This is a genomic window from Chromohalobacter sp. 296-RDG, from assembly GCF_029889885.1.
Classification (GTDB): Bacteria; Pseudomonadota; Gammaproteobacteria; order Pseudomonadales; family Halomonadaceae; genus Chromohalobacter.
Genome location: NZ_JARANY010000005.1, coordinates 90,716 through 117,328, shown reverse-complemented (window position 1 = coordinate 117,328; position 26,613 = coordinate 90,716). Strand labels below are relative to the sequence as shown.

Below are 26,613 nucleotides of genomic sequence, written 5' to 3'. Positions count from 1 at the left end.
TTCGCGTCGCAGCACCTTGAGTGCGCTCACCCGCTTGAGTCGTAACAAGGTAGGGCCGGCGAAGCCGATGAGCACCGCCAGCGCGGTCAGTACTCCCATCAATAACGGCAAAGGCCCCGGCGGCGGTAGTTCGAGCGGCAGAAAATTCGTCAGAATCACCAACAAGCCAGCCTGGCCCAGCAGGCCCAATAGCGCGCCCACCACCGCAGCCGCCAATGCCAGCCAGGCGAGTTGCAGGGCAAACAATGTCACCAGTTGTCGCTGCGAGGCGCCAAAACAGCGCAGCAACGCCGCCGTATCCAAATGGCGATCGACATAGCGACGCGTGGCCATGGCCACTGCCACTCCCGCCAGCAATACCGCAGCCAGCCCCGACAGACTCAGGTAGCGCTGGGCACGATCCAGCGCACCGCCCAGCCGAGGACGATCCTCGCGCACGTCGCGTACCTCGACGCCGTTGTCGCGCAGTCTCTCCAGACGCGACTGCACGCGCGCCACGGCGTCGGGCGGCCCCTTGGCCAACAGCTCGTATTCAAGCCGCGAGCCGGGCTGCACCAGGTCAGTCGCCGCCAGGTCCTCGCGGTGCATCATCACGCGCGGATTGAAGGCCGAGAACCCCGCGCTCTGATCAGGCTCGCGCTCGATCAGGCCACTCACAGTGAGCGTGCTGTCGCCTATCGCCAGCGCGTCACCGATATCGAGCTCCATCAGCCGCGCCAGACGCGGCGCCACCCACACGCTGCCGAACGCGGGACCGTGAGTCAGCGTCTCGAGACCCTCGCCACGCTCGACGCGCACTTGCCCATATAACGGATAAGCCGCGTCAACGACCTTGAGACTGGCCGGTTGGAAGGCATCGTCGCGACTGACCATCGAGATCAGATCGACCTGTTGCGAGAGCGTCAGCCCGGCATCGCGCAGCGTCTGACGAAGTTCCTCGGAGAAGGGGTCGCTCTGCTCGAGCACCAGGTCGCCGCCCATCAGTTGCCCGGCCTGGCGGGTCAGCCCCCGATCGAGACGATCCAGGAAGAAACCGATCATCGTCGAGGCCGCCACCGCCAGCGCCAGCGCCACGAACAGCGCCCGTACATCGGCGGCACGAAGATCACGCCACAATCCCTTGAGCGATAGCGAGAGCGCTTTCACGAGGCCACCTCGTCGTGACTCATGGTCTGCAGGCGCCCTTCGTCAAGGCGCAGGCAAAGCCCGCAGCGGCGTGCCAGAGCATGATCGTGCGTGACCAATATCAGTGTCGTGCCCATTTCCTGATTGAGCTCGAACAGCAAGTCGATGATATGCGCCCCCGTGGCGCGATCGAGGTTGCCGGTGGGCTCGTCGGCAAAGACCAGCTTTGGATGGCTGACGAAGGCACGCGCCACCGCCACGCGTTGCTGCTCACCGCCGGAGAGTTGCTTGGGCAGGTGCCCGAGCCGCTCGCCGAGTCCGACTCGCGTCAACCAGGTCCGCGCTCGCTGCTCGTCATCGCCCGAGGGCGAAAGCTCCTGGGGCAGCAGGACGTTTTCCAGCGCCGTCAGAGTCGGCAGGAGTTGAAAGTTCTGAAACACGAATCCCACTTGCCCGGCACGCAGCCGCGCCCGGCCGTCCTCATTCAGGGCACTCAGTGATTCACCGAATAACTGGATATCGCCTTCACTGGGCGTATCCAGCCCTGCCAGCAAACCCAACAGGGTCGACTTGCCCGATCCAGAGCTACCCAAGATGGCCACGCTTTCGCCGCCATGGACGTGCAATGCCAAGTCGTCGAGAATCGTCAGTACACGCTCACCGCTGCGCACGCGCTGCGCGACGTGACTGGCGTGTAAAATGGGAGTTCTAGCTTCACTCAAGGAGTCGTCGGACATGCGTGAGAATTCCTCTTCCTGGATACGCAAAGGCATGCGCGTCCTGATGGTCGCCGTATTGTGCTTCGCCGCAGGACATGCCGTGAATGCTCGCGCCGATACGCTGCTGGTAGTCGGCGATAGCCTGAGCGCGGCCCACGGCATCGAGCGCGACGCCGGCTGGGTCAACTTGCTTCGACAACGTCTGGGCAGTCAACACCAGGTCATCAATGCCAGCATCAGTGGCGACACCACCTCGAGCGGCGCGGCACGCCTGCCGGAACTGCTCGAACGTCACTCACCGGATATCGTGCTGCTCGAGCTAGGCGGTAATGACGGCCTGCGCGGACTTTCACCACAGCAGATGAAGCTCAATTTGAGTGACATGATCGAAAAAAGCCAGGCAGCCGGCGCGCGCGTACTGCTGCTGGGCATCGAAATACCGCCCAATTACGGCGCCTCTTACACCGATGCCTTTCGCGGCGTTTTCCGGCAGCTCAGTGAAGAATACGCCCTTCCCCTGGTGCCCTTCATTCTCGACGGTATCGCCCTGCAAGATACCATGATGCAGGATGACGGCATTCATCCCACCGCCGAGGCGCAGCCCACTATCCTCGACAATGTGTGGCCCGAGCTGAAAGTCCTGCTATCCGACGATGCCAATAAGCCGTAATCGTCACGTTGTTTGCAGACCATCGCTACCGATGCCGGTGCCGGTGCCTTCTGTGAGTGCGCGTTTCCCGGTACGTGATAACGCTCAGCCAAAGCGACGCCCACCTGGTTGATTTTTACGCATATCAGCGATGACTATTTCACTTATGCTTACCGTGCAAGACCAATCGTCGGCAAGGAGATCCCGATGAGTGACATGGACACCGCGCTGGTGGCCGCCTACCGGTTGAACGGTCAAGGTGGCGGTGAACTATTGAGCGTGAGCGATTTGCAGGCCGCCTGGGCCAGCGATGAGGCCCCTGTGTGGATGCATCTCGACTTTCGCCACGACGATATCGCAAACTATCTCAACGATGTGGCCGAGCTCGACGAGACAGTGGTCGAGGCGTTGCTCGAGGAAGACACGCGTCCGCGCGTGGCCAAGTTCGGGCGCGGCGTCGTCACCACGCTGCGCGGCGTCAACCATAACCCTGGCTCCGCCATGGACGACATGATCTCGCTGCGCGTGTGGATGACACCCAAGCGCATGATTACACTGCGTCGCCGGCCGTTGAAGGCCGCCAGTGATGTCCGTGAACGCCTGGATGCCGGCGAAGGCGCGCGGTCAGCGCCCGACTTCCTCGCCTGGCTGGTCGAGGCACTGGTGGACCAGGTCGGCGACTATTCCCACCAACTCGATAACGCCCTCGGCGAGCTCGAGGAATTGCAACTCACCAAGGGTGATGTCGACGCCGATGACCTCACCCGGCTGCGCCGCCCCTTCATTACGCTGCGGCGTTTCATGGGGCCGCAGCGCGACTGTCTTGCACAGCTTGCACAAAGCCCTCAGTGGATCGATGAGGCGACTCAGGTGTCATTACGCGAAAATGCCAACCAGCTCTCGCGCTACGTCGAGGATTTCAGCGCCATGCAAGAGCGCGCACTGATCCTTCAGGAGCAGATCTGGAGCGAGCACAACGAGCAACTCAACCAGCGCATGTACATGCTGGCCATCATCACCACCGTCTTCCTGCCCTTGAGCTTCTTGACCGGACTACTGGGCATCAACGTGGGCGGCATACCAGGGGCCGACAGTCCTTACGGTTTCGTCGTCTTCATCATGATCACCCTGGTGATGGGAGTAGGCGTGATGTGGCTACTCAAGCGCAAGCATTGGTGGTAACGATTTATCGATCGGTATGTCCCAAATCTCGCTCGGGATCGAGCCGGTCACGCACCTGCTGCTTGAGCCATTTGATATCGGGGAAGCCGCCGTCGCGCTTGCGCTCCCAGATCACGTCGTCGTCATCGTAGACGATTTCGAAATGGCCACCGTGGCTGGGCGCCAGTGCAACTTGCTCGATATCTTCACCGAAGGTCTGCAGCAACTCCTGGGCATACCACCCGGCCCGTAACAACCAGTGACATTGCGTGCAATAATGGATGCAAATGCGGGACATGGCGAGCGCGCCTCCATCGATGTATAAAGCGGCCATGATGCGGTGACCGCGCCCCTCGAACAAGTCAGTCAGCAGGCTTTTAACGTAAGGACAAAACGCATGAGTGATCGCGCCTTTTCCCTGACGCGGCTCTACGAGCGCTTGACCGGCGACGAAGACAGCCGGCTATGCCAAGACATTCCCGACGCCGCCTGCCATGAGCAGCCCGGCAACTTCCTGCGTCATTTACTTGCCTCGCTGGGCAACAAGCTCGCCGATGAGCTCTCCAGCGCCCGCCTGGTATTGCCGTGGCTGCTGGGCGCCCTCGGTGCGCCAGTGTGGATGGTGGGCTTCCTGGTCCCGATCCGCGAGGCCGGCGCCCTGCTGCCGCAAGTATTCGTCGCCGGCTACATTCGCCTCAAGGCGATTCGCAAGGGCGTATGGGTCACCGGCGGCATCGTGCAGGCGCTCGCGGCGCTAGCGATGGCCATCATGGCGTTGTTCGGCCAGGGCGCCTGGGGAGGTGCCATCGTTCTCGCCGCCTTGGTGGTACTGTCGCTTGGCCGTGGACTCTCGTCGATTGCCACCAAGGACGTGCTGGGCAAGACGATTTCCAAGCAACGCCGTGGCACGCTCATGGGATGGAGCGGTAGCGTCGCGGGCGCCATTACACTAGCCGTAGGCGCCGTGCTGATGCTTTTCGGCGACCACCCGGGACAGATTGCGCTATCGATCCTGTTGCTCATCGCCGTGCTCGGCTGGGCGCTTAATGCGCTCTGCGCATCGCGCATCAAGGAAGAGCCCGGCGCCACCGAGGGCGGCCAGAATGTCTGGAGCAGCCTCGGCGAAGGTCTGCGCCTGCTGAGTACCGATCGCCACTTCCTGCACTTCAACATAGCGCGGGCACTGCTGCTTTCCAGTGCGCTGGCGCTACCCTATATCGCCCTGCTGGGACAGCAACAAAGTGGCTCCAACCTCGGCGGACTGGGCATCATGATCCTGGTCTCGGGCCTGGCGAGCATGCTGGCCAGCCCTATATGGGGCAAGCTTGCAGACCGCTCCAGCCGCAAGGTGATGCGCGACAGCGCCACGATTGCCACGTTGTGCTGCGCGGTGGCGGCATTGATCGCCTGGCTGCCCGGCGCGTGGAGCGACAGCGTATGGTCATACGCGCTGGTTTACGCGCTGCTCGTCATTGCCCATGCCGGCGTGCGCCTGGGCCGCAAGACGTACGTGGTCGACATGGTGGGCAGCGACAAGCGTGCCCTGTATGTCGCGCTCTCCAATACCTTCACCGGGATTCTCATGTTGCTGGTGGGCGGTTTACTGGGCACCATCGCGCACTTTATCGGCAGCGCTGGGTTATTACTGGTCCTGGCACTGTGCGCCCTTGGTGCAGCAGCCTCTAGCCAGCGTCTGCCGGAGGTCGAGATATAGTACGTCGCGTTGAAATCCACCCCCGGCATAGCCATGATGAGTGCATGACAGTCCTAAGGAACGCAGAGACGATGAAACGACCTCCCATGATCAGCCCGGCGCTACTGGAGCGTATTGTCAACGCGTCAGACGATGGCATCGTGGTGGCCGAACAGGAAGGCGACGAAACCATCCTGATCTATGCCAACCAAGGCTTCGAACGGCTCACTGGCTATAGTGCCGACGAGATCCTCTACCGCGACTGCCGATTCCTCCAGAACGGCGACCGCGATCAGCCCCAGTTGGATAACATTCGTCAGGCGCTCCACCAAGGACAAGCCTGCCAGGAGATCCTGCGCAACTATCGAAAGGACGGCTCGATGTTCTGGAACGAACTTTCGATCACGCCTGTCTTTGATGATGAAGACCAGCTAACCTACTTCGTCGGCGTGCAGAAGGATGTTACCCAGCGTGTCGAAGCGATGCAGGAACTCGAGCGTCTGCGCGCCGAGCGCGGGCAGACCTGAGCGATAGTATTCTGAGCGAAAGTTTCAAGCGACGGGGCGCGCGACGAGTAGACGCTATTTCATCGCGCTAGCCTTTACGCGACGCCCCCTCTATCATCGTGACTCGTGATCCATTTCCCAACCAAACCGGAATTCCATGGCGCAATACGTCTATACCATGAATCGGGTGGGCAAGATCGTCCCGCCCAAGCATGAAGTCCTCAAGGATATTTCGCTTTCCTTCTTCCCTGGCGCGAAGATCGGCGTGCTCGGCCTCAACGGCGCGGGCAAATCCACGCTACTACGGATCATGGCCGGTGTGGACAAGGAATTTAACGGCGAAGCACGTCCCATGCCGGGCATCAACATCGGCTATCTACCGCAGGAGCCCGAGCTCGACGACGAGAAGAACGTCCGCGAGACGGTCGAGGAAGCCTTGAGCGAAATCAAGGACGCCCAGGAACAACTCGAGGCGGTATATGTCGCCTATGCCGAGCCGGATGCCGATTTCGACGCCCTGGCCGCCGAGCAAGCACGTCTCGAAGACCTGATCGAGGCTGCCGACGCGCACAATATCGAGCGCAAGCTGGAAGTCGCCGCCGAGGCTCTGCGCCTGCCACCCTGGGATGCCAAGGTCGGCAACCTCTCCGGGGGCGAGCGCCGCCGCGTGGCATTGTGTCGTCTGCTGCTTTCGAGCCCCGACATGCTCTTGCTCGACGAACCGACCAACCACCTCGACGCCGAATCGGTGGCCTGGCTGGAGCGCTATCTGCATGACTATAGCGGGACCGTGGTGGCGATCACCCACGACCGCTACTTCCTCGACAACGTCGCCGGCTGGATTCTGGAGCTGGACCGTGGGCAAGGCATTCCCTTCGAGGGCAACTACTCGCAGTGGCTGGAATCGAAGGAAAAGCGCCTCGAGCAGGAAGCCAAGCAGGAGGCCTCCAAGAACAAGGCGATCAAGCAGGAGCTCGAGTGGGTACGCAGCAACGCCAAGGGGCGTCAGGCCAAGAACAAGGCACGTCTAAACCGCTTCGAGGAAATGCAATCGGGCGACTTCCAGAAGCGCAACGAGACCAACGAGATCTACATTCCGCCCGGGCCACGCCTCGGCGACAAGGTCATCGAGTTCCACGACGTGGCCAAGCGCTTCGACGATAAACTGCTGTTCGAGAACCTCTCGTTCCAACTACCCAAGGGCGCTATCGTCGGCATCGTCGGTGGCAACGGCGCCGGCAAGTCCACGCTTTTCAAGCTGATCGCCGGCATGGAACAGCCCGACAGCGGCGAGGTCGTCACCGGCGAGACCGTGGATGTCGCCTACGTGGAGCAGTTGCGCGATCATCTCGAGGACAAGCAAACCGTCTGGGAAGCGGTATCCGGCGGTCAGGACATGATCAGCATCAATGGCTACGAGATGTCGTCACGTGCCTACGTGGGACGCTTCAACTTCAAGGGCAACGATCAGCAAAAACGCCTATCGGAGCTCTCGGGGGGCGAGCGCGGTCGCTTGCAACTGGCACAGACCCTCAAGCAAGGCGCCAACGTCCTGCTGCTCGACGAACCGTCCAACGATCTCGACATCGAGACACTGCGCGCGCTTGAAGAAGCGCTGCTCGCCTTTCCCGGCTGCGCGTTGGTCATCTCGCATGACCGCTGGTTCCTCGACCGTATCGCTACGCACATCCTCGCCTACGAAGGGGATTCCAACGTGGAGTTCTTCGAAGGCAACTACAGCGAGTATGAGGAAGACTATCGCCAGCGCGTGGGTAGCGACACGCCCAAGCGCATGAAGTACAAGCGTATCGATGCCTGACCGGCTCCGCCGGAGATTTAAGAACGCCCGCTGCGCGGGCTGAAGGTTGAAGCTGTAAGAAGACCCCACAACCGCCAGGTTAGTGGGGTCTTTTTATGCCCACGCTCTTCCAGGCGCGAAGCGGACGTTCTTCCCGGCTTTTATCGACGCTTAGCCTCAATAAAAGCCGGACTCACCCTTCGGACGCGTCTTGAAGCGCCGATGCAACCATAGATACTGTTCGGGATGACGGCGAATGGCGGCTTCGATAAGGCTATTGATGTGGGTCGCGTCGACAACGTCATCGCCGGACGGGAACCCCTCCAACGCTGGCAGGTATTCCAGCGTATAGGTTTCATCGTCAGGGTTGCGGTGAAAGATCAACGGCATCACTGGCGCTCCCGTCATGCGGGCAATCTTGGCGGTCAACTTGAGCGTGGCGGCCTCAACCCCGAAGAAAGGCGCAAAGACGCTGGCATCACGTCCGAAATCCTGATCCGGCGAATACCACACGGCATGCCCTTCCTTGATACGACGCACTACACCGCGCAGGTCGTGGCGGTCGATGGCACGTCCGAAGATACGACGTCGTGCACGCGTCATGAAGCGCTCGAACAATGGATTATCGTGCGCCCGATAGACAACATCGGCAGGAAAGAAGAGCGAATGCAGCGCACCGCCGAGATCGAGTGTCGAGAAGTGCACACCGATGATCAGTGCCCCTTTTCCCCGCGCCAAGGCCTGCGTCATGTGCTCTTCGCCCTTGAAGGTAACGCGATGGCGAAAACCTTCAGGGTCGCGGCACCATCCAGTGGCCGTCTCGAGAATGCCCTTGCCATTGGCGATGAAGGTCTCACGCACCAGCCGAGACCGCTCCTCCTCGCTCAATTCGGGAAAACATAACGCCAGATTGGTCTCGGTAATGCGTCGGCGACTGCGCGCGAAGCGCCAGGCACACACACCGATGATGCGCCCTGCCGCCATCTTGAGGCGCCAGGGCAGCCAGGCACCAAGACGCATCAGTCCGATGGCCAGCCAGGTAAGCCAATAACGGGGATGGGCGAAATTGTCAGGAAATACGTGCTTGGCCATATCTCTCTCGGGGCATCGAAACGCCGCTCATTGTAGCGGATTTTTACACTGTGTCGGCCACCCGATAGCGACGCGGCACACGAGGCGACACGCCGGTCATCAGCGTATAACTGATGGTATCGCAGTGACGCGCCACCTCATCGATAGCCAATCCTTCGCCCCATAGCACGATCTGGCTACCGATGTTCGCCTCGGGCACCTCGGTAATATCGACCGTCAGCATGTCCATGGAGACCTTGCCGACCAATGGCGCGCGCCGTCCCTCGACGAGAACCGGCGTACCATCGCGTGCGTGGCGATCGTAGCCATCACCGTAACCACAGGCGACTATACCAATGCGCGATGGGCGAGGCGCCCGCCAGCGTCCGCCGTAGCCGACCGTTTCCCCCGTCGCTAGCTCACGCACCGCGATGATCTCAGAGCGCAAGGTCATCACCGGTTGGAGGGCGCCACTGGCATCGTTGGCGCCTTCCAACGGGTCGCTGCCGTAAAGCATGACACCCGGGCGATTCCAGTCACCATGCGCTTGTGGCCATGCCAGCGTAGCCGGCGAATTGGCGAGGCACACCGGTGACCCGAGCCGCTCACGCAGGGCTTCGACACACGCCAGCTGTCGATGGAAATACGCTGGCTCAAGCGCATCGGCGGTGGCAAAGTGCGTCATTAGATGCAGATCGGTCACGTGGTCCGGCGCCGCTTTCAAACGCTGCCAACGCGCCTCGAACTCCTCGGGCGCAAATCCTAGGCGATGCATGCCAGAATCCAGCTTGAGCCAGGTCGTAATTGGCGCCCGAGGCCGATATGCCAGCAAGGCATCGAGCTGCCAATCGCTGTGCGCAACAATCCATAACCGATGTGCGTCGATGAGCGGCAACTCTTCGGCGTCGAAGAAACCCTCCAGCAACATGATTGGCTGCGTGATACCCGCATCGCGCAACGCAACCGCTTCCTCTAGGCTCGCGACAGCGAACGCGGGGGCCATATCAGCCAAGGCGTTGGCGCACTCTACCGCGCCATGGCCGTAGGCCCCCGCCTTGAGGACCGCCATGGCGCGGCTTTGCGGCGCTTGATCGCAAGCAAGGCGATAATTGTGGCGCAAGGCGCCCAGGTCGATATCGGCGATCAGCGGCCGGGACATGGCAAACGTTCCTTCTGACAAGGCAATAACGGGGGCCCTATTCTACCTTGCCCACAGGAGTAGTGCGCGGTACGACGAAAAACGCCGCACCCAGAGATGCGGCGTGACGAACAGGATTTGGTCGAGCCTCGCGTCAGGGCGTGGTCGACTGCTCCATCGTGGGTCGTTCGCCGATGTCTTCCATCTGACTCATGCCGCCATTCTCGGGCAGGCGTAGTGTCACGGTCTGGGTTTCCCGAAGCCACTGGTTGAGATCGCGAATCACGTCCTGATCGAGCACTCCCGCCTGCTGGCGCAGTTCCACCATGTCGGTCACGTAAGTATAACGCGCATCGGCATAATCGGAGATCGCCTGATACAACGCCTGCTCGGCGTCGAGCACATCGACGATATTGCGGGTCCCCACCTCGTAACCGGAACGCGTCGCTTCCAGTGCGCTGCGATTGGAAACGATCGCCTGTTGTTGGGCCTCAACGCTTTCGACATCGTTCATGACCTGCGTGAATAGCGAGCGCACCTGCTGCGTAGTGTCGCGACGCTGAGCCTCGAAATCATACTGCGTCGCCTCCAGTGAATAGGTCTGCTGACGCACCTGAGCGCTGGTCGTACCGCCACTGTAGATAGGCAAAGAGGCCTGGAGTCCGACTTGCGTATCCGCGTTGTGGCCGTCCAGATAATCCTGATCGCTATCCGAATAATTGTAGTTGGCGAAGGCCGAGAGCGTCGGCTTGTGGCCGGCTTCCGCCTGCTCGACTTCCGCTCGGGAGACATCCACCGCCGCCTGAGCCGCCTGTACTTCGGGATTATTGGCGATCGCCATCTGAATCCAGTTCTCGCGCCCCGCTGGCTCGGGAGACTCGATGGGAATATCGTCCGACAAGGCGTCGATGCTGTCGTAACGCTTGCCGGTCAGGCGTTCCAGCGCCTCGAAACTGACCTGCAGATCGTTTTCGGCGGAAATGCGCTGAGAGCGGGCTAGATCGTAAGATGCCTGCGCCTCGTTGACGTCGGTGGTTGCCACCAGTCCGACATCGAATTGCTCCTGCGCCTGGTCGAGCTGACGCTTGATGGCTTTCTCTTGGGAGATACTCGCCTCGAGCACGTCATGGGCACGCAGGATCTCGAAATACGCCGAGGCGACATCGTAGAGCAACTGCTGGCGATCGGCTTGTAGCAAGAGCGCTTGCTGGCCAGTCTCGCGCTTGGCGATTTCAAGCTCAGCCCAGCTCGTGGCGTCATACAGCGCCTGAGTCAATTCGAGGCCGGCGCTGGTCGAGTTATAGCTGCTTTCAGATTCCACTCCAGCGCCTCCCGTTCCGGCGCCTCCTGCAGCACTCGAGGAGCTTTGACTCTCCAACGTGTTGTTGTGCGTAACCTGCGCGGTCGCATCGATTTGCGGCAACAAGCTGCCACGCGCCACGTCACGCCCGGCCTCGACACTCTGGAAGGACGACCGTGAGGCACCCAGAGTGGAATTGTTCTGCAGGGCATCCTGAGTAATGGTCCACAAATCGGCGGCATGCGCCTGAGAGGTGACAGCGGCGGCGATCAACACCGGCAATAAACGCAGCCGAAATTTCGGCGATGACGGCTCTCGAGAGGACATCGGCTTGGGTTCCTTTCTTTTGACGCACGTTCTTTTGGCGAACGTGCTTTGACTGACTTGCTTTTCACTGATTTTCTCAGGGGCGGGCTGATTACGGGCTCGACGACCGGCAGCGTCACCGCCAACAGGTGGCATCGTGGTTACATACAATGCCGCATGTATTGCCTCAGATCAATGTATCAGGCAAATAAGCAAGCACCAAGGATAGCGTGGAAAGCGCGTCATTGCCGTGACGAATAAGTGGCATGACAAGCCATGCGGCCCATCATGCCTGTCGCGTCATTCAAAAATAGAGTCAAGCGACAACCCTTGCTTTTCCAGTACCCGGCGCAATTTTTTCAACGCCTCAACCTGAATCTGGCGCACCCGTTCACGCGTCAGACCGACTTCCGCCCCAACATTCTCGAGGGTCGCGGCTTCATGCCCGCGCAAACCGAAGCGACGCACGACGACTTCCATCTGTTTGTCGGTCAACTCCGCCAGCCAGTCATCGACGTGCTGCTTGACGTCGTTGCCGACCAGCAGCGACTCGGGACCGGCTTCGTTTTCATCGGCCAGCGTATCGATCAAAGGCTTATCGCTCTCGCCGCCCATCGGGTAGTCGACCGACGACACACGCTCGTTGAGCCCGAGCATCTTCTTGACGGTGCCCACCGGCTTGTCCAGAAAGTCGGCAATTTCTTCGGCTGTGGCTTCATGGTCGAGTCGCTGTGTCAGCTCACGCGCGGCCCGCAGGTAAATGTTGAGTTCCTTGACCACATGAATGGGCAAGCGAATCGTGCGTGTCTGATTCATCAGCGCCCGCTCGATGGTCTGACGAATCCACCAGGTCGCATAGGTCGAGAAGCGAAAGCCCCTCTCGGGGTCGAACTTTTCCACGGCACGAATCAGACCCAGGTTACCTTCCTCGATTAGGTCGAGTAGAGACAATCCCCGGTTGAGATAACGTCTGGCGATCTTGACGACCAGACGCAGATTCGACTCGATCATGCGCTGGCGCCCAGCGGGATCGCCCTGCTGGGCCAGGCGCCCGTAGTGGACTTCTTCTTCGGGGGTCAAAAGCGGCGAAAAGCCGATCTCGTTGAGGTAAATCTGTGTTGCGTCGAGGCTTTGATGGTGACTTCTTTCGTCACGATTCAGCGCTTTCTCGAACGCATCGTCATCCTTGTCGCTAGCGACCTCTCCGGCATCGACCTCCACTTCGTTGTCGACATCGTCGAGATCCACACCCTGAATATCCCGCTCCAGCATGCTCATATCCAATACCCCACTTTACTGCTACCGATTTGATAACCACGGCCGGAGCGTGCGAGCCACCGACCATGGCGGACTACCCGTTTCTTGTTGTCGCATGTTCAGGGTCTGAGTCCTGCCGTGCTCAATGTGGCGGCAGGTACTCCATTGGGTCTTGAGGCTGGCCGTCCTGGCGCACCTCGAAATGCAGCTTGACACGGTCGGCATCGGTATCGCCCATGGTGGCAATGACTTCTCCTGCCTCGACGACATCGTTTTCCTCCACGCGCAACGTATCATTATGCGCGTAAGCACTCAGGAAATGGTCGTTATGCTTGAGAATGATGAGGTTGCCATATCCGCGGACACCACTACCGGCATATACCACGATACCCGGACCCGCTGCCTTGACAGGTTGCCCCTTTTCACCGGCGATATCAATGCCGGCCGTCACGGTGGAATTGTCGTCGAAACCGTTGACGACATCGCCCTCTGTAGGCCACTGCCAAGCCACATTTTCGACCGGCTGGTACTCGCGTTGCGAGCGGTCGGTCGTGGCGTCGCTTTCACCAGCAACGCTCGTGCCAGCCTCGCGGGTGGGTTCGGATGATTCGTCGCCCGTCGCCTGGTCGTCCGTACTCGCACTATCGGCTTGCGTCTCCTGCTGCTCATCGCTGGCGGCTGACGCGCCCGAGGCGTCGCTCTCGTTTTCGTCATCGCGCGCAGACTCGTCGGCCGCATCGTCCGTATCGTAGACCGGCCCCGGCGCACCGCTTTTGCTGGCCTCGGAAGCGGCCTCTATGGCCTGCGCGTCGATGGAGGCGGCTGCCAGGTCGCGACCTTGCGACGACGTGCTATTCGCCGGCGCCAGCCAGTCATCGTCCTGAGCGCCCCCGGTCGTATCGGCATCACTGCCCAGCGGCGTTGCGGTCGCGCCACTTGTCTCGTCGGACGCTTCACTTGACGCCGCCCGGGCGGCGCCATCGGGGGTCAGGCGTAACGTTTGTCCAGGCTCGAGGCGATAGGGCGGCGTAATATCATTGAGTTGCGCCAAGTTACGGAAATCGAGGTTGTTCTGCCAGGCAATGCCATACAAGGTGTCACCCGACTTGACGGTATAAGAACTCGGCGGGTCGCTATTACGACTGACCGAGAGATCCTGCACTTGGGGCGCGCCGCTGGAGCTTGCGCATCCCGCCAATCCCAACGCCACGAGTCCCAGCGCGGGCAGTAGTCGACGAGCGTCAGACATGGGTTCGGTCCTCTTTAAACGGGGAAGGACTGCGTTCGCCGATGACCATGACCAGCACCAGGCCGGCGATCATCAAAGCGACCGCCGTCAGCAACTGGGCCGGCTCACCGGTGATCACGCTGTAGTCCGAAGGTATGAGATAGCGATATTCGAGCGGCACGATCTTGTCGCCACTTGCCAGGCGATAGCTGACCAATTGGCGCCATGGCCAGAGTTGCGGCAACGAGCCGAGAATGAAGCCGACCAAGGTCAGGAGCGTTCCCAGTCGGTAGTGATGAAAAAGCCACGACAGGACCCGCGAGAACACCATCAAGCCGATGACACAGCCCGCGCCGAAGGTCGCGATCAAGGCCAGGTCGGCACTCTTGACGCCCTCCATGACTGTCCCATAAAGCCCCATCACCAATAGCAGGAAGCTCCCCGAGACGCCCGGCAGGAGCATCGCACTGATGGCGATGGCGCCACCCACCAACAATACCCACTGACTGGCCTCGGTGGGCGCCGGCAACAGGCTGGGCAGCCACAAGGCCACACAGACGCCCAGAATCAACGGAAAGATGTGCTGCCACTGCCAGTGACCGACCTGTCGGCCTACGACAATGGCCGAGGCCAGTACCAGGCCGAAGAAAAATGCATTGAGCAGTAGCTGATGATGATCGAGCAGCCAGGTCACGAGATGCGCGACACTCACCAGGCTCGCCACGATCCCCAGCATCAGAGGCAGCAGAAACGCCAGATTGAGATGCCCAGCGAGCCCCGCCAGACCACCGCGACGCCACGCCCCAAAGGCACGTGGGCCGAATTGCTTGATCGAGTGGATCAACTCCTCGTAGATGCCCGTGATGAAGGCAATGGTGCCGCCGGACACTCCGGGTACCGCGTCCGCGGCGCCCATCCCGGCGCCCTTGCAGAAAAGCGTCAGGTAACGCTTCATTTTATGACCCCTTCCAGTAGCGGTACGAATCTGACCTGCTCGAGCCGCGTACGTTCGAAGGTGGCGCCGCGACGCCGCACGCGTGTCAGCCATTGGCGGCCCGCCTCATCTTCCAGCGGTGCGATCAATTCCCCCCCATCATCCAACTGAGACAATAGCTCCGGAGGTAGCTCGCTGGCGCAGGCAGTAAGCAGAATGACATCGAAAGGGGCCGCCTGAGGCCATCCATGTCCGCCGTCTTCATGTCGCAGGCCGACGTTATCAACGCCCAGCATGGACAGGCGTGAAGTCGCACTGCGATGCAGCGCACCGATGCGCTCGATGCTCCATACCGACTCCACCAGACGCGCCAGAATCAACGTCTGGTAGCCCGAGCCGGTCCCGACTTCCAACACGCGTCGCGGCTGCGCGGCCAGCACCAACTCGGTCATGCGCGCAACGATCCATGGTTGCGAGAGCGTCTGCCCCTGCCCCAGCGGCAAGGCGGTATCTTCATAGGCGCGGTGCGCCAGCGCCTCGTCGAGGAAGACGTGACGCGGCTCACGAGCCATGGTATCGAGCACTCGTGCGTCACGGATGCCGTTTGCTTGCAGCCGCCGTATCAAGCGATTGCGAGTACGCTGTGAGGTCATACCGATGCCACCGAGTCGGTGTGTTGTATCGTGTGAGTCAGGAATTCGACAATGCATCCAGCCAGTTCCGTACGTCGTCCAACGCTGCGTGGCGTGTGAGATCGGTCTGAAGGGGCGTGATCGACAAGTATCCCGCTTCGATGGCCGCGAAATCGGTGTCCGCTCCATCATCGGCGTTATCGCCGACGGCGGCAATCCAATAACGCTCGCGGCCACGCGGATCTTTCACCTTCATCGGCTGGGCCGCAGGGCCACGATATCCCATCCGCGTCACGCGTACTCCCTGAATATCTTCCCAAGGCACGTCCGGCACATTGACGTTGAGCAGACTCCGCGGGGGCAACGACAGTGACTCCGCCGCCCCCATCAAGGTCGCCGCGACGCGGCCGGCCGTCTCGAAATAGCGCTCGCCGCAAAGCGATACGGCAATCGCCGCCATGCCTAAATTGCGTCCTTCCATGGCGGCGGCCACGGTGCCCGAATACAGCACGTCATCGCCCAGATTGCCGCCATGATTGATACCCGAGATCACCAGGTCAGGTTTCTCGTCCCAGACCCCGTTGACGCCCAGATACACGCAATCGGCCGGCGTGCCGTCGACTGAATAGAAGCCGTTATCGAGGGCCGTCAACGCCAGGGGGCGCGTCAGCGTCAGCGAATTGCTGGCGCCGCTCTTGTCACGGTCCGGAGCCACCACACGCAGGCGCCCATGTGCCGAGAGCGCATCATGAAGCGCCCGCAGCCCCGGCGCATGGACGCCATCATCGTTGGATAACAGTAACTTGCGCATATCTATCCTCTTGCTTGTCTGATAGCCGATATCCCTTCACAGCAACGGGTGATGCAGCAATTCTCGCAATACAGAGGTCGCGAAGGCCCCACGCGGCAAGCCAAAGCCAAGCGTCACCCGGTTGGGGGCTTCATGCGCCAGCGATGGTGCGTCAAGCGGCACGCATAGCGGACGCCTATCCATGCGTACGCCGGCGGCTTCCAGTCCCTGCATGAGTGCTTCATGCCGCGCCACGAGGCGCGTTTCTTCCTCGGCCACTTCCGCGCCACTCTCCAGACGTCCGCGTCCCCACATCGGGCCGGTGGGCGTGACGTCGCCGCGCGCGGCGCGCTCATTCAAGACCGCATCGACCTCGTCGGCCGCAAAACGGCTGGCCGTTCCCGCCAGCGCCAGCACATCCCCCGGACGCGGCGTCCGCCAGGTCTGCGCGCGCAGGCGCGTAGCCAGCACCTCATTGAACAGGAAGCTACGCGCCGCCGAAAGCTGCATCCCATGAGGGTCGTCACGCTTGCGCCAACCGCGTGCAAAGGCCTTCTGAGCAAGTATCAAATTGCGCCCTTCGCGACCGAAGCGTTGCGGACCGAAGTAATTGGGCACGCCATCCGCGCACAGGGTTCGCCAACGACGCGCCAAGTCGGGATGTGCGGCAATCTCGCCGCTCAGACGAAGCGTAAAATGGTTGGCGCGATGCACGCCGCGCTTGAGCTTGCGTGGATGGCGTCGTGCAACGTGCACCTCCATTCCCACGTCGCTCAGTTGGCTGGCGAGCGCATCAGGGGCATCACGCCCGGGGAGATGCACCGAGAGCCATTGCCGGGTAACCGCGACGCGGTCCTTGAGGCCGCTATAGCCCACGTCACGCGGACGCACGCCACACACTCGCGCCACATGCTTGGCGGCTTCCGGCGTCGTCAGATCGCGCTTCTCGATCCACAGCCAGAGGTGTTCACCCTGCCCTTCGGGTGCGAAGTCGAACACTTCTTCGACGATGAAATCATCGGGTGTCATGCGAAAATCGCCCGGGGCCAGCGGTCCACCGTGAGCATACGGCCATTCAGGTGGCCAAAGCGACATATCGCTCATGTTGCGTCCGCGCATGTCAGCAGCACCACCGCCTCGGCGGCGATGCCTTCCTTGCGCCCGGTAAAACCGAGCCGCTCGCTGGTAGTCGCCTTGACGTTGACGGCGTCTTCCGCCACACCGAGCGTCTCGGCGATACGCGTGCGCATCAGTGCGATGTGATCGGCCAAGCGCGGCGCCTGGGCGATCACGGTCGTATCCAGGTTGGCGATCCGATAGCCCGTGGCGGCGACTTGGTCATGTACCCGGCGCAGCAATTCGCGACTGTCGGCACCTTCCCAGGTCGCGTCGGTATCGGGAAAATGATGGCCGATATCGCCCAAGCCGCAGGCCCCGAGCAGCGCATCGCACAGCGCGTGCAACAGGACGTCGCCGTCCGAATGGGCGATGAAACCGTGCATATGCGCGATGCGCACGCCGCCGATCATCAGGTGATCGCCATCGCCGAAGCGGTGCACATCAAAACCGTGACCAATACGTAGCGTCATGAACATGTCTCGTCGGAAAGCGGGGCATCGCACGCGGTTTCGCTGAGAAGCCGCGTGGCGAGGGAAAGATCCTCGGGATGTGTAATCTTGAGATTATCCCGACGGCCGGGCACCAAGCGCGGCGCCAGACCCAGCGCCTCGAGTGCCGAAGCCTCGTCGGTGAGCGCCACGCGCGTGTCGCGAGCATGCGCGAATGCCCGGCACAGTACGCGATAGGAAGCGCCTTGCGGAGTCATGGCATGCCATAACCCCTCGCGCGACACGGTATGCACGACATGGCCGTCGGCATCGGCGCGCTTCATGGTGTCCGCCACAGGCGCCGCCAGCAGCCCGCCATCGGGTGAGGTTTCAAGCTCCGAGCGCAGGCGACGCAAGTCATAGAGCGCGACGCAAGGACGCGCGACGTCGTGGACCAACACCAGGTCGTCATCCGCCGCGATACCCTCGAGCGAGGCCAGCGCGTTCGCCACCGAATCGGCACGTTCATGGCCACCGGAAACGCGCTGCCAGTCGGCAAAGGGAACCCACGCAGGCGAGAAGCGCGCGTCGTCGGCATCGAGGCACAGGCGCAGCGCCGCGTCCGGAAAGGCGGCGTGCAAACGCGCCAAGGTATGCGCCAGTACCGGCCGGCCTGCGATGTCGAGATACTGCTTGGGCAAGGCGACGCCCATGCGGCGGCCTTGCCCTGCCGCCGGCACGATCAACCACAATCGACTCACGGCGCAGCCTCCTCGGGCATCGCCGCCGCCTTTTCGGGGTCACCGCGTACCGTCGTGGCACTTTGTTCGACGATGGAGCGCTCGGCGGTTACGCCGGGCACCCAGAAAAACTGCTCGTCACGGCGCACCATGCCCAAATCGCTACGTGCCCGTTCCTCGATGGCATCGAGCCCTTTCTTGAGATCGATCACCTCCGCCGCCAGGCGATCATTGCGCGCCTGCAGCCGGTCGTTTTTTTCTTCGAGCACATCGGCACGGTGACGAATATGGTTGAGTTCACGCACTCCCCCTTCACCGAACCACAGGTGATACTGCAGTAGACCGATCAGTACCACCAGCGCTATGCATATCCACTTCAACATCGTTGGTTCCGTCCTGGACCGACAGCTGCCCAGCATTATGCCATCATCAAGGCACCTGCGCAGTCCACGCGGCGAGCCGTCGCCGTACGACCGCCCCGCTGAGCGCGACGTCAAGGAGCCCCATATGTACAAACTCGCGTTTTTCGTTCCCATGGACGACGCCGAAAGCGTCAAGGAAGCGGTTTTCGCTACCGGCGCCGGGCGCATCGGCGGCTACGAAGCCTGCTGCTTCCAGACGTCAGGACAGGGCCAGTTTCGCCCGCTCGACGGCGCCGACCCACATATCGGCCAGGTCGGTACGCTCAGCCATGTCGAGGAGTTGAAGGTCGAGCTGGTCTGCGAGGACGATCACCTGGAAGCCGCCGTGGCGGCGCTCAAGCTGGCTCATCCGTACGAGGAGCCGGCATATGAGGCGTGGCATCTTGCAAACGTTTAGGCGCGTTACGCGCTGCCCAGATAACGTTCGCGGTCTTCGGCGGTGATGTCGCTCACGTGAAGCGAGTAGTCACCGCCCCGGCGATCGTCGAAATAGTGGCGCAAGGTGCGTTCGATGGTCGGGAAGGCCAACTCGTGCCAGGGAATCTCGGCTTCCTCGAACAGCGCCACCTCGAGACTCTCCGGGCCGGACGCATAGTCGCCGCGCAGTGCGCCACGGAAGATCATGTAGACCTGGTTGATGTGTGGCAGATTGATGAGCGTATAAAGGCCTTCGAGGTCGACATCGGCGCAGGCTTCCTCGCGTGTCTCGCGCGTGGCGGCTTCGGACGTGGTTTCGCCGTTTTCCATGAAGCCGGCAGGCAGCGTCCAGTAGCCCATGCGAGGCGCGATCGCACGCCGGCACAGCAAGACGCGCTCGCCCGCTACCGGTAAGGTACCGGCCACGATGCGCGGATTCTGATAATGGATGGTGCCGCAGGCATCGCAGAGAAAACGCCCGCGATCGTCGCCCTCGGGAATCGCGAAACGCACGGTTTGGCCACAATGGCTACAGAAATTCATGGTCGTCCTCGGGCGAGCGATATGGCGCCCCATTAGGTGAAAAGCAACATGTTAGAGACACTGCGCGAACGCCTGCAAGCGCATCAGCCGCGCCAGTTGAACGCCGACATGCCCAGAGCCGCAGTGCTGCTTGCGATCGTCGAGCGCCGCGAGCCCACGCTCGTGCTGACACGCCGTGCCGGCCATCTCGCGCAGCATGGCGGACAAGTTGCGTTTCCCGGTGGCAAGGTCGAACCCGAGGATGCCGACTTGTGGGCCACGGCCTTGCGCGAGGCGCATGAGGAGATCGCCCTGCCGCCCGCGCGAGTCGCACGCCTCGGCCGGCTAAGCGATATCACCTCACGTTACGGCATCTGCGTGACGCCGTTCGTCGGCTTGATTCCGCCCGGCCTTCCACTGGTACCGGACCATAATGAGCTGGATACCATTTTCGAAGTGCCATTGGCGTGGTTCCTCGAGGATCGCCGTAGCCACACGGATGTCATCCGTCACGGCAAGCACACTTATTATGTGCCCAGCTATGCCTACGCCAATCATGTCATATGGGGCCTGTCGGCGATGATGCTGGTCGAACTGCTGGCGGTAGGGTTCGCACGCCCCATCAGCCTCGACAGTGCGCCCCTCGATAGTCCGTTGCGGCATCTACCCGCACCACCCCCGCCACGGCCTTGATACCGGCTGGTTCCACCGCACACTTCGCTGAGCAGCACCATCGACCCGGCCCGTTAAAGGCGCCGCCTCACCACGCGTCGTCAAACACGCCAGGCTCGGCCTCGATCGCAGCCACTTGTGCCCTCCCCATGGGCAGCCACTGGCGCACGACGAAGTCCGCGCTGGCCAACTTGGCGCGATAGAAGGAGCGCCCTACGAGGCGCTCCTTGCATTGGCGACGCCCTCGTTGGCGGGCGCATCGCGCAAGCGGCGTATCAAGACGCCACTTTCTCCTCGACCGGCATGGCAGAGACGCCCGGTTTGATGACGGCATACGCCACCCCGGCGATCACCGCACCCACCGCAATGGACAAGAGATACAACAGCGCCAGATTGACCGCATGGGGAATCAGCAGCACGAAGAGTCCACCGTGCGGCGCCATCAACTGAATGCCGAAATACATCGACAAGGCCCCGGTCACGGCCCCGCCGACGATGCATACCGGCAACACACGCAAAGGATCCTTGGCGGCGAAGGGAATCGCGCCTTCGGTAATGAAGCAAAGCCCCAACACGAAAGCCGCCTTGCCCCCCTCGCGCTCGGTTTCATCGAACTTGCGCTTGGCCAGCATGCTGGCGATCCCCATCGCCAGCGGCGGTACCATCCCCGCTGCCATGATGGCCGCCATCGGCGCATAGGTCTCGCTCGACAACAGACCCACACCGAAGGTATACGCCGCCTTGTTGACCGGTCCGCCCATATCGACGCACATCATCCCGCCGAGCAGCAGACCCAGCAGCACGGCATTGGTCGAGCCCATGCTGTCGAGGAACGAAGTCAAGGCGTTGAGCAAGCCCGCCACCGGCGTGCCGATGATGTAGATCATCACCAGCCCGGTGAACAGACTCGCCAGCAAGGGAATGATCAGGATCGGCTTGAGCGATTCCACACTCGCCGGCAGCTTGAGATACCGGGTGATCGCATGGGCGGCATAACCGGCCAGGAAGCCGGCCAGAATACCGCCGATGAAACCCGCGCCGATATTGCTGGCCAGCATGCCACCGATCATACCGGGCGCGATCCCCGGCCGGTCGGCGATGGAGTAGGCGATATAGCCGGCGAGGACCGGTACCATCAAGGCAAAGGCGGTATCGCCACCGATCTGCATCAGGGCAGCAGCCAGGGTGCCCTCTTCCTTGAAGGCCTCGATACCGAACACGAACGAGAGGGCGATGCACAAGCCACCGGCGACCACCATCGGCAGCATGAACGAAACCCCGGTGAGCAAGTGCTTGTAGACCCCTTTGTCCTTGACGCTCTTGCCTTTGCCGGCGGCTTTGTCGCCGGACGCAGCAACGCCACCCTGGCTCTCCACGTCGGCTTCGGCAAGGGCTTCTTGCACGGTCTGTCGAGCCTTCTTGAGCGCATTGCCAGTCGACGTTCGGTAGATGCGTTTGCCCGCAAAGCGCTCGTCGTTGACTTCGATATCGCAGGCCAGCAGCACCACATCGGCCGCCGCGATGTCCGCCTCGCTAAGCTCATTCTGCGCCCCGACCGAGCCTTGGGTTTCGACGCGGATATGATGACCCAGGCCGCGTCCAGCCTCTTCCAACGCCTCGGCGGCCATGAAGGTATGCGCCACCCCAGTCGGACACGCCGTCACCGCGACAATACGCTGGCCTTGACCATCGCCGCCCTCAGCGGCGTTCGTGGACGCTGCCTGTGGCGCTGCTGTGTCATCGCCAGCGAAGCGTTCGGCCTCGCGCTCGGCACGTGACAGGAATGCCTCCGGATCAGGCAGCGCCTCGGCGATTGGCGCCTGGAACAGGCGCTTGTCCGTGAAGCGAGAGGCATCGGGCACATGGTCGGCGGCTACGATAATTAGTTCGGCATCGCGCACGTCCGCCTCAGAAACCGGCTGTGGCGGTTCGAGCTCGCCGTGCATTTCCACCGTGACCTGCCAACCGCGACGCCGGGCGGCTTGCTCGAGGCGTCGGGCCGCCAGAAACGTCGTCGCCACGCCACTCGGGCAGGCCGTGATAAGGATCGCTTTCATGAGTCCTCCCTGGCGTTTTCGTCGAGCCGACGCACGCACGTATTTTGTTGGAGTTGGTCTAGATCCGGGGCATGCACATCGCCCACCCCGACATGGCGTACCGCCTCGGCGGATAGCGCCGTCGCCAAACGCAAGGTCGTCTCGGCAGAGAGACCCGCGAGCCGACCGTGAAGCATCGCCGCCAGCAAGGTATCGCCGGCGCACACCGTACTCGCGACCTCGACGCGCGGCGGTGTAGCCTGCCAGGCCCCCTCGGGGCCGACCCACAACATGCCCTCGCCGCCCAGCGATACCAGAGCGTGCTCGATGCCTGACGCGTGCAGACGTACGGCAGCGGCCAGTCGCGATGCAGCGTCTTCCAGGGGCTCACCCGCCCACTCGGCCAATTCCGTCTCGTTGGGTTTGACTGCATTGGGCGTGGCGGCAATCGCGGCGTTCAATGCCGCGCCGCTAGTATCTACCCAGACCGGCACGTCGTACTCGCGCAGCCAGTCGATCAAGGCCGTCAGATCGTCGGGCGACACGCCCGGCGGCAAGCTACCGGCGATCACCACCGCATCGGGGCACCTCGCGGCATCCATCACCCGCGCATCGAGCGCGGCATAAAGCGCCGCTAGATCATCGCGCGCGACCTCAAGACCTGGGCCATTGATATCGGTGACACGACCCTCGGCTTCGGCGAGCTTGGCGTTGATGCGCGTTTCTCCGGCCAGCCGCAGGAAGGCGTCCTCCAGGTTCCAGTCGGCGAAAGCGCGCACGAAGGCACCGTCGTTGTGTGCGCCCAGAAAGCCCGAGACCGCCACCTCGTGGCCCAGCGCCGTCAGCACCCGGGCAACGTTGACGCCTTTGCCCGCCGCCTCGAGATGCGTGGCCTCGGTGCGATTGACTGTCCCCAGGGTGAGCGAGGGCAAACGAATCGCCAGATCCAGCGCGGGATTGAGGGTCAACGTCAGTACACGCGCCATCAGAGGGCCTCCAGTGCTTCACGCACGGCATCGCCAGTCGACTGGCTCAGGGCCAGCTCGGCGTGCTGGCGAGCCACCTCGAGGGTCAGTTCACGCAACCGTGCCTTGACCATCGGCACCTGCCGCGCCGAAACCGAAAGCTCATCGACGCCCAGCCCCAGCAGCACGGGCACCGCTTGGGCGTCGCTGGCCAGTTCACCACACACGCCCACCCATTTGCCCTGTGCATGTGCGGCCTCGACGGTCATGCGAATCAGCGCCAACACCGCAGGATGCAGCCCATCGGCCTGAGCCGAGAGCTCGGCGTGACCACGGTCGATGGCCAGGGTGTACTGGGTCAGGTCATTGGTACCGATGGAGAAGAAATCGACCTCGGCGGCCAGAATCGGCGCCAGCAACGCGCACGAGGGAATTTCGATCATCACCCCCAGTTGCACGTCGCCAGCCTGTACCTCGGCCTGCACGCGATCGAAGATCTCACGGGCGGCGCGGAACTCGGCGATGTCCTTGACCATCGGGAACATGATCCGCAACGGACGGTCGCCCGCCGCCGTGAGCAGGGCACGCAACTGCGTCTCGAGCACCTCGGGACGCGTCAGCGCCAGACGAATGCCGCGCAGGCCGAGAAACGGGTTGTCCTCCGGCGGCAGCGGCCAGTAAGGCAACGGCTTGTCGCCGCCGACATCCAACGTGCGGGCAACCAACGGGCGACCGTCGAAGGCATCGATGGCCTGGCGATATTCGGCGATCTGAGTGTCCAGATCCGGCGCCTCGGGGTGCGCCATGAACACGAACTCGGTACGCAGTAGCCCCACGCCCTCGGCGCCACGTTCGACAGCATCCGCCGCGTGGGCCGTATTACCCAAGTTGGCGGCGACTTCGACACGGTGACCGTCCTGCGTGCGCGCTTCCTCATAGCGCGCCGCATAGGCCTCGCGCTCGCGCATTTCATACTCTTTCAGGCGTAACTCGGTCCGCGAGCGGCGCTCGTCGGAAGGCGCGGGGATCACGCGGCCACGCTCGCCATCGACGATCACATCAATGTCGTTGGCCAGCGTCAGTACGCATTCGCCGCCACCCACTACGGCAGGAATACCCAACGCTCGAGCGAGAATCGCACTGTGCGACGTCGCCCCGCCGCGCGCGGTGACCAGACCGCGCACCTTGGCGGTATCCAGGCGCGCCACGTCCGAGGGGCCGACGTCATCGGTGATCAGAATGTAAGGCGTCTCCGGCGGCGTGGGCAGACGCACGCCGCACAGGATCCCCAGCACACGCCGGCCGACATCACGCAGGTCGGCGGCACGCTCGGCAAGCAGACGGTCGGCGAGATTTTCCTGGGCGCGGGCGGCAGTATCGATGGCCGACCACCACGCCGCCTCGGCACTCGTGCCGGTACTCAACGACTCATGTGCCGCTTCACGCAGTTCAGGATCGTCGAGCATTTCCTCGTGCATCGACAGGATCTCGGCGACCTCACCGCCCTGGGCGGTTCGCACCAGGGCACGAAGCTGTTCGGCAGCTTCCTGAATCGCGGCATCGAGGCGCGCCAGTTGCGCGGCACTGTCGCCACGACGGGCTTCGTCGAGCCCATCGGCCCGCTCGGGATACTCGAAACGCGGCGTACGCATCACGAAAGCCGGCGCGATGGCAAGCCCCGGCGACGCCGGCACGGCGGGATGCGCTACATCGTCTTCCAAGGGCGCGGGGAGGCTCTCATCCTCGTCAGCGGGCGCCTCGAACGACATCTCCTGAAGGGGCGTCACGTGCTCGCCGAGGCCATCTCTGATGGCTGTGACGAGGGCTTCCAGCGCCTCGCCGGCACCCTCACCTTCGGCAGAGAACACCAGCGTCTGGCCACGCCGTGCCCCCAACCCGATGACCTTGGTCAGACTCGCCGCCGAAACCGCCTCGGCACTACCCTCGAGCAGACGCACCTTGACCGGCATGGCCTGGCGTCGGGCAACCTGCACCAGTTGCTTCGCCGGCCGCGCATGCAGCCCGTGGGCATTGAGCACCGTCGCACGCGCAGTATCCGCCTCGGCGGACTCACCGGAAAGCCGCGCCAACAGCGTCGCGGCGTCGGCATCGGCGAGGCTTTCGCCATCGCCAGCATCCAGCAGATTCCCCAGGCGTTCGAGCAATCCGCGATGCGCATCGCCTTGAGCCGCCAGACAGAACACCGCATTGACTGCCCCTTTGGGGCCCGAGAAGGCCTGTTCCGGCGTGGCCACGCCCAGCGTCGGCGTGATGACGCCCTGGGCGCTACTCACCAGCCACAGGCCCTGGCCCAGTGCCACCGGCTCCAGCGTGTTGATCTCGGCCACGAAGCTGCTATCCACGCTCCCCACCTGACGCAACCGCGCCGCCGCAGCCAGCGCCAACTCGAAGCGATCACGCGCAGGGAAACCCAGGCACAGCGTATCGGCATCCAGGCGCGCCTCGACCGGCGCCTTGGACAAAAGCGTAATGATCTCTTCACGACTATCGGCAGCGGCCAGGCGTTCGGCCACGCCATCCCGATCGAGCACGTGCGTCAACTGGCGCAGAATATCGAGATGCTCATCGCTCTGCGCGGCGATCGTCACCAGCAGGGTGACGCGTTGTCCGTCATGCCATTCGATGCCATTGGGAAATTGCAGCACCCGCACGCCGGTGGTCTTGACGTATTCGCGGCTCTCCGGGGTGCCATGAGGAATGGCAATGCCATTGCCCAGGTAGGTGGAAGACTGCGTCTCACGCGCGTGCAGCCCATCATGGTAACCGGGCGTCACGCGTCCGGCCTCGACCAAGGACTCGCCGGCCTGATTCAGGGCATCTCGCCAGTCATCGGCACGCCGGTCGAGCAGAACGTCTTCGCTTGTCAGTGTCAGCATGGAACTCTCCATAATGCCGCCGGAACGGAGCCATCCGCTCGTCGGGTAAGGACAACGGTCACGCCCGTCTTGATAGCACCGCGCCGTT

General features: G+C 62.4%; 26 protein-coding genes. 7 read left to right on the top strand and 19 right to left on the bottom strand.

What is annotated here, in order from left to right; genetic code table 11:
• Together OP495_RS03995 and OP495_RS03990 are read right to left on the bottom strand one after the other, a co-directional pair.
• Positions 1-1,146 (bottom strand): FtsX-like permease family protein (locus OP495_RS03995; RefSeq protein WP_348521292.1); only part of this gene is annotated, 1,146 nt, incomplete at its 3' end.
• Positions 1,143-1,862, bottom strand: coding sequence for an ATP-binding cassette domain-containing protein (locus OP495_RS03990; RefSeq protein ID WP_280567407.1), 720 nt, complete (start codon positions 1,860-1,862; stop codon positions 1,143-1,145). The genes OP495_RS03995 and OP495_RS03990, both read right to left, overlap by 4 nt.
• Positions 1,863-1,908: 46 nt before the next feature.
• Here OP495_RS03990 and OP495_RS03985 point away from each other — a divergent pair, with 46 nt between their 5' ends.
• Together OP495_RS03985 and OP495_RS03980 are read left to right on the top strand one after the other, a co-directional pair.
• Complete coding sequence (locus OP495_RS03985) at positions 1,909-2,514, top strand: arylesterase (protein ID WP_280567414.1); 606 nt, start codon at positions 1,909-1,911, stop codon at positions 2,512-2,514.
• A gap of 186 nt (positions 2,515-2,700) precedes the next feature.
• Positions 2,701-3,675 carry a zinc transporter ZntB gene (locus OP495_RS03980; protein ID WP_280567404.1) on the top strand — a complete coding sequence of 325 codons (975 nt, stop codon included), beginning with the start codon at positions 2,701-2,703 and terminating at the stop codon, positions 3,673-3,675.
• A gap of 4 nt (positions 3,676-3,679) precedes the next feature.
• Here OP495_RS03980 and OP495_RS03975 read toward each other — a convergent pair whose 3' ends face one another.
• Positions 3,680-3,952, bottom strand: a complete 273-nt coding sequence (locus OP495_RS03975; RefSeq protein ID WP_280563189.1) for a SelT/SelW/SelH family protein — start codon at positions 3,950-3,952, stop codon at positions 3,680-3,682.
• Between the two features lie 99 nt (positions 3,953-4,051).
• On the opposite strand from OP495_RS03975, the gene OP495_RS03970 reads away from it, so the two are divergent.
• The 3 genes from OP495_RS03970 to ettA all read left to right on the top strand — a co-directional run bounded on the left by OP495_RS03970 (position 4,052) and on the right by ettA (position 7,672).
• Positions 4,052-5,368, top strand: coding sequence for an MFS transporter (locus OP495_RS03970; protein ID WP_280567402.1), 1,317 nt, complete (start codon positions 4,052-4,054; stop codon positions 5,366-5,368).
• 71 nt (positions 5,369-5,439) lie between these two features.
• Positions 5,440-5,874, top strand: a complete 435-nt coding sequence (locus OP495_RS03965) for a PAS domain-containing protein (protein ID WP_280563191.1) — start codon at positions 5,440-5,442, stop codon at positions 5,872-5,874.
• Positions 5,875-6,010: 136 nt separating this feature from the next.
• On the top strand, positions 6,011-7,672 hold the full coding sequence (ettA, locus tag OP495_RS03960; protein WP_280563192.1) for an energy-dependent translational throttle protein EttA: 1,662 nt from the start codon (positions 6,011-6,013) through the stop codon (positions 7,670-7,672).
• A gap of 156 nt (positions 7,673-7,828) precedes the next feature.
• Here ettA and lpxL read toward each other — a convergent pair whose 3' ends face one another.
• The 12 genes from lpxL to ftsB all read right to left on the bottom strand — a co-directional run bounded on the left by lpxL (position 7,829) and on the right by ftsB (position 18,977).
• Positions 7,829-8,743 carry an LpxL/LpxP family Kdo(2)-lipid IV(A) lauroyl/palmitoleoyl acyltransferase gene (lpxL, locus tag OP495_RS03955; RefSeq protein WP_280563193.1) on the bottom strand — a complete coding sequence of 305 codons (915 nt, stop codon included), beginning with the start codon at positions 8,741-8,743 and terminating at the stop codon, positions 7,829-7,831.
• 43 nt (positions 8,744-8,786) lie between these two features.
• A complete protein-coding gene (alr, locus tag OP495_RS03950; RefSeq protein ID WP_280567400.1) occupies positions 8,787-9,881 on the bottom strand; it encodes an alanine racemase in 1,095 nt (364 codons plus the stop codon).
• 133 nt (positions 9,882-10,014) lie between these two features.
• Entirely contained in the window at positions 10,015-11,487 is a 1,473-nt protein-coding gene (locus OP495_RS03945) for a TolC family outer membrane protein (RefSeq protein ID WP_280567398.1), read from the bottom strand.
• A gap of 279 nt (positions 11,488-11,766) precedes the next feature.
• A complete protein-coding gene (gene rpoS / locus OP495_RS03940; RefSeq protein ID WP_280563196.1) occupies positions 11,767-12,744 on the bottom strand; it encodes an RNA polymerase sigma factor RpoS in 978 nt (325 codons plus the stop codon).
• Between the two features lie 121 nt (positions 12,745-12,865).
• Complete coding sequence (locus OP495_RS03935; protein ID WP_280567394.1) at positions 12,866-13,972, bottom strand: peptidoglycan DD-metalloendopeptidase family protein; 1,107 nt, start codon at positions 13,970-13,972, stop codon at positions 12,866-12,868.
• The gene (locus OP495_RS03930) at positions 13,965-14,906 is read right to left on the bottom strand and encodes a DUF368 domain-containing protein (RefSeq protein WP_280563199.1); all 942 of its coding nucleotides are present in this window, start codon (positions 14,904-14,906) and stop codon (positions 13,965-13,967) included. The genes OP495_RS03935 and OP495_RS03930 overlap by 8 nt, the downstream gene beginning before the upstream one ends.
• Positions 14,903-15,595, bottom strand: coding sequence for a protein-L-isoaspartate(D-aspartate) O-methyltransferase (locus OP495_RS03925; RefSeq protein ID WP_280563200.1), 693 nt, complete (start codon positions 15,593-15,595; stop codon positions 14,903-14,905). The genes OP495_RS03930 and OP495_RS03925 overlap by 4 nt, the downstream gene beginning before the upstream one ends.
• Positions 15,576-16,328, bottom strand: a complete 753-nt coding sequence (gene surE, locus OP495_RS03920) for a 5'/3'-nucleotidase SurE (RefSeq protein ID WP_280567391.1) — start codon at positions 16,326-16,328, stop codon at positions 15,576-15,578. Before surE ends, OP495_RS03925 begins: the two co-directional genes overlap by 20 nt.
• Before the next feature lie 36 nt (positions 16,329-16,364).
• Positions 16,365-17,411, bottom strand: a complete 1,047-nt coding sequence (locus OP495_RS03915) for a tRNA pseudouridine(13) synthase TruD (RefSeq protein WP_280567388.1) — start codon at positions 17,409-17,411, stop codon at positions 16,365-16,367.
• Entirely contained in the window at positions 17,408-17,896 is a 489-nt protein-coding gene (ispF, locus tag OP495_RS03910; protein ID WP_280567386.1) for a 2-C-methyl-D-erythritol 2,4-cyclodiphosphate synthase, read from the bottom strand. The genes OP495_RS03915 and ispF overlap by 4 nt, the downstream gene beginning before the upstream one ends.
• Entirely contained in the window at positions 17,893-18,615 is a 723-nt protein-coding gene (gene ispD / locus OP495_RS03905) for a 2-C-methyl-D-erythritol 4-phosphate cytidylyltransferase (protein ID WP_280567383.1), read from the bottom strand. Before ispD ends, ispF begins: the two co-directional genes overlap by 4 nt.
• Positions 18,612-18,977 carry a cell division protein FtsB gene (ftsB, locus tag OP495_RS03900; RefSeq protein WP_280563206.1) on the bottom strand — a complete coding sequence of 122 codons (366 nt, stop codon included), beginning with the start codon at positions 18,975-18,977 and terminating at the stop codon, positions 18,612-18,614. Before ftsB ends, ispD begins: the two co-directional genes overlap by 4 nt.
• A gap of 124 nt (positions 18,978-19,101) precedes the next feature.
• Between ftsB and OP495_RS03895 the strand changes: the two genes are divergently transcribed.
• The gene (locus OP495_RS03895) at positions 19,102-19,413 is read left to right on the top strand and encodes an NGG1p interacting factor NIF3 (protein WP_280567381.1); all 312 of its coding nucleotides are present in this window, start codon (positions 19,102-19,104) and stop codon (positions 19,411-19,413) included.
• Positions 19,414-19,418: 5 nt separating this feature from the next.
• On the opposite strand, the gene OP495_RS03890 is transcribed toward OP495_RS03895, so the two are convergent.
• The gene (locus tag OP495_RS03890; protein ID WP_280563208.1) at positions 19,419-19,976 is read right to left on the bottom strand and encodes an NUDIX hydrolase; all 558 of its coding nucleotides are present in this window, start codon (positions 19,974-19,976) and stop codon (positions 19,419-19,421) included.
• 48 nt (positions 19,977-20,024) lie between these two features.
• On the opposite strand from OP495_RS03890, the gene OP495_RS03885 reads away from it, so the two are divergent.
• Positions 20,025-20,648, top strand: coding sequence for a CoA pyrophosphatase (locus tag OP495_RS03885; protein ID WP_280567379.1), 624 nt, complete (start codon positions 20,025-20,027; stop codon positions 20,646-20,648).
• 254 nt (positions 20,649-20,902) lie between these two features.
• On the opposite strand, the gene fruA is transcribed toward OP495_RS03885, so the two are convergent.
• The 3 genes from fruA to ptsP are packed head-to-tail and all read right to left on the bottom strand — an operon-like array spanning position 20,903 to position 26,525.
• A complete protein-coding gene (gene fruA, locus OP495_RS03880) occupies positions 20,903-22,684 on the bottom strand; it encodes a PTS fructose transporter subunit IIBC (RefSeq protein ID WP_280567377.1) in 1,782 nt (593 codons plus the stop codon).
• Positions 22,681-23,649 carry a 1-phosphofructokinase gene (gene pfkB / locus OP495_RS03875; RefSeq protein WP_280567374.1) on the bottom strand — a complete coding sequence of 323 codons (969 nt, stop codon included), beginning with the start codon at positions 23,647-23,649 and terminating at the stop codon, positions 22,681-22,683. The genes fruA and pfkB overlap by 4 nt, the downstream gene beginning before the upstream one ends.
• Positions 23,649-26,525, bottom strand: coding sequence for a phosphoenolpyruvate--protein phosphotransferase (ptsP, locus tag OP495_RS03870; protein ID WP_280567371.1), 2,877 nt, complete (start codon positions 26,523-26,525; stop codon positions 23,649-23,651). The genes pfkB and ptsP overlap by 1 nt, the downstream gene beginning before the upstream one ends.
• Positions 26,526-26,613: the final 88 nt, after the last annotated feature.